Source organism: Pseudoalteromonas umbrosa (assembly GCF_030125375.1).
In the GTDB taxonomy this organism is placed as follows: Bacteria; Pseudomonadota; Gammaproteobacteria; order Enterobacterales; family Alteromonadaceae; genus Pseudoalteromonas; species Pseudoalteromonas umbrosa.
This window is the reverse complement of record NZ_JASJUU010000009.1, coordinates 199,052-202,601: the sequence shown is the minus strand read 5'-3', so window position 1 is coordinate 202,601 and position 3,550 is coordinate 199,052. Positions and strand designations below refer to the sequence as shown.

Genomic DNA, 3,550 nt, shown 5'->3' with positions numbered 1-3,550 from the left:
GTTGTACAATGATTTGTATATAATAGAACTCAATCGAAACACAGACATAACTTAATAACTAATTGGAACCGTGATATGAACACAATGAAAAATGACAACCTTGAAATCGTAACAGGTGAAGCACACATTCAAGAGCTTGCTGACTATATCCTTGATAACAATTTGTATGTTAGTGAAAAGACATTGAACTATTTGATCTCTGTAACAGCGCAAGTCAAAACTGTCCAAGAATACCAACGCTATATTCGCTATTCACTACTTAAAGAAAATGGCGAGCCTGTGGCACTGTGTATGCTTGTAGAGCAGTTTGAAAAGAGCATTGTAGACGAGGTGAAGGGGTTGCATTACTTTACTGATAGTTTCTTCTCTGTGTTCGTTAAAGAAACGCACAGGGGCAAAAACTACGGTGATCTAGTGACTAAATCACTGGCTGATAACTGGGATAGTTATTTGAGAGAGGTATTTATGACGCAGTACAACCGCTTCTGTATCTTGGCAGACAAGCGAGGCGCTAATTATGCGCGTAAATTCTTCACTGTACCCGTTGTATGCGGAGAGTTTCCGACGTGTAAAGGTCTTAGACGTATTGTCTCTATCGCTAAGGGCGAACCGATATGTGAAGAGATTGCTGTCAGTAAGAAGTGGTTAGACACTGCGAAGACTATCCGTAAACAATTCTGGCGCGCTTACCAGTGCGCCTAAGTAGGCACTCCCTTTTTCACTTTGCGCTTTAAGCGCTTTTTTAATACCTTCCTCTGCACCATTGATGTACAACGATTAAAATCTGTATTTTGTACCATTGCCCTGTTAATTCTGATTTGCGATCTTACTGTTTCACCCCCGTGTGACTAAAAACATGATTTTTAATTTTTTCTTCGCACCATTGCGGCCATATTGTACGCGGGTTTGTAGTGTAATCCTCTGCTGCACAGGCGTTTTTAATGAAATTACCTATTGCGTTGTACAATGATTTGTATATAATAGAACTCAATCGAAACACAGACATAACTTAATAACTAATTGGAACCGTGATATGAACACAATGAAAAATGACAACCTTGAAATCGTAACAGGTGAAGCACACATTCAAGAGCTTGCAGATCTTATCTTAGATAACAAATTATATATGCGTGAGAACACACTTAATTACTTAATTTCCGTTACTGGAAAAGAAAAGAGTGTTGCTGATTATCAGCGTTATGTACGCTATTCATTACTTATGAAAGAGGGTAAGCCCGTTGCACTATGTATGCTAGTAGAGCAGCGCACAGGCGAAGTTATCGAAGAAGATAAGGGGTTGCACTACTTTACAAATTGTTTCTACTCTATTTTTGTTGTGCCTGAGCACAGAGGCAAAGGGTTTGCGGACATGGTTGCGCGTTCTTTGGCTGAGAATTGGAATACATACTTTCGTGAGACTTTCATGACCAAGTATAACCGATATTGTATTATGGGTGACTTGCGAGGTGCTGCCATCGCGCGTAAATATTTCAATATCCCTATTGTATGTGGTGAGTTCCCTATTTGGGAGGGACTGCGCAGAGTGGTTGCTATTGTTAACGGTGAGCCGCAGCCTGAAAACTTAGAGGTTGATACTATCTTCCTTGATACCGCTGAAACAATTAACGCTGAATTTAAGCTTGCTTACGAGCAAGCTTAATTCCCCTTTCCTGCGCTCTCCCCGCCCTGCTGAAGCTTTTCAAAACTTAACCTATGTCTTGCAATGAGACTTGATAAACTCTCGTTATAGCCCCTTCTAGCGCCTGCTGCGCTTTTTTTTGTGACACATTACAATGGTGTGTACCAAAATATAACACCACAGTGTGATCGTCCTCTACCATGAACCCTGTTGTTAGCCTCACCAAAGTCGACTCTAATGAAAAACCATGCTGTTTAGCCCTTGTACAAAGCTTGGTAAAAGAAAGCTCTTGGGGGAAGTAAACTCGAATGGTTTTTTCTTCAAGGGTGTTAATTGCGCGCCTGAACCGCATGACAGGCGGGTTATTGTCTATGCTCATTTGATTACTTTGTTGTTATTTTCTGTTTTTTAAAAGCTGAATATTCGTGTGTTTTTCTGTGTTGCAGAACATTAGCTTAATGTTGGGCACAATCTTAGAGGCTATTTAAGGCTGATGCAATAGGTTTCGTTTTATGGGCATTAATCTTTTGATTTATCTGCTACTTATAGACTTTTATATTCAACGTATTCAAAGCTTGCTTGTTCGTGTTTATGAGGCTGTGAGCTTGCAGGTGTTATCTGGTAAGTGGGCGCTAATGATGACTTTTTATGGTATAGCCTATGGCATTGTGCAGAAGAAGCGAAAGTGTGAAAGGCTGGCATGTTGCCAGCCTTTCTGTGTGAGAAAAGTTACCAGCTTTTCTCTAGGCTTATACTATGTTTAATATAGTAATTAACCGCTTCACAGCACTAATACTAGTGTCTTTGCTTTTATTTTGCAATCTACTCATAAAAATTAAAAATAACAAACAAGGCTGTGTACAACGAATGGTGCGATTTTTTATGTCAAAAAACGCTGCGTTGCAGCGTTTTACGCTTGACTTGAAATCAATTTGTTGTACAATGATTGTGTGTTTAGGAAAGATACTCTTAAACATTTATTCGCAGTAACTACCAATTACTGTTCTTAATTTAACTGGGCGCATGTACCGCTTCACACAGTGCATGATGAGCGCCCTATCATTATAGGCTTTACTATTATGTTTAATCTGATACTAGATTTTTTGATGATTGCTTGGAATCACTGTGCAGAATTTTTTGCAATATTTGCTTGGCTATTCCCTTTAAAACAACGTAATTTTTCTTTTGGGAAAAAGCACTGCAAAGAATGCAAGTGTGAAAAGTGTACCAAGGAATCACACGATAAACTTGAAGATGACGAAGCAGACAAGGGCGAGTAACACGCCCTGATATAAGGGTAAGTTCTTTTAGAGCTTGCCCTTTTTTACTTGCATGTGCGCACCATTGGGGTTTGGTTGATCCTTACTGTATTGCCTATAAAAGTCTAATGGTGCGTGTGTATTTCGCTCAGCCAGAGTTTGCTTTGTTATAATTTGAATGGTGCAGTAAAGTGGGTATGCAGCCCTCCCCTATCCTGTTGCTTTATATTTTTTTTTGGCTATCCGGTTTAAACTGGGTTCGATATCAATGTCATGTATTAAATTGTATTAGCTGATGGCTCGACGAGCTGCGCTAGTTGGGGGTTGTTAGGTATTTCCCCCGTCGTCTTGCAAAGTTCTATTCACCAGTCATTGGCCACTCAGAGGTGATTGGTGCAGCTATAAGTTGCTAATTGCTTGAGGTGATACTGTGACGTATGCTTAGTGAAGGAAATATGTTTGTGATTTTCCTAAGTGATTAATGTAACGGTGAGCGGCTGGCGCAACTTTCATAGTGACTTTAATAGTTAGTTATATTGGCTTGGAAACGAGACTGAATTAAGTTCTCTTGGTCTTGGTCTTGGTCTTGGTCTTGGTCTTGGTCTTGGTCTTGGTCTTGGTCTTGGTCTTGGTCTTGGTCTTGGTCTTGAGT

4 protein-coding genes are annotated in these 3,550 nt (G+C 39.9%); 3 read left to right on the top strand and 1 reads right to left on the bottom strand.

Going from position 1 to position 3,550, the window contains the following annotated elements; all coding sequences use genetic code 11:
* The first annotated feature begins 75 nt into the window (after positions 1–75).
* On the top strand, positions 76–702 hold the full coding sequence (locus tag QNM16_RS23980; protein WP_284022769.1) for a hypothetical protein: 627 nt from the start codon (positions 76–78) through the stop codon (positions 700–702).
* Positions 703–1,033: 331 nt separating this feature from the next.
* Complete coding sequence (locus tag QNM16_RS23975) at positions 1,034–1,660, top strand: hypothetical protein (protein WP_284022768.1); 627 nt, start codon at positions 1,034–1,036, stop codon at positions 1,658–1,660.
* Positions 1,661–1,706: 46 nt separating this feature from the next.
* On the opposite strand, the gene QNM16_RS23970 is transcribed toward QNM16_RS23975, so the two are convergent.
* Positions 1,707–2,018 (bottom strand): hypothetical protein, encoded by a 312-nt coding sequence (locus QNM16_RS23970; protein ID WP_284022767.1) that lies wholly within the window; start codon positions 2,016–2,018, stop codon positions 1,707–1,709.
* 133 nt (positions 2,019–2,151) lie between these two features.
* Between QNM16_RS23970 and QNM16_RS23965 the strand changes: the two genes are divergently transcribed.
* Entirely contained in the window at positions 2,152–2,403 is a 252-nt protein-coding gene (locus QNM16_RS23965) for a hypothetical protein (protein WP_284022766.1), read from the top strand.
* The last annotated feature ends 1,147 nt before the right edge of the window (positions 2,404–3,550 follow it).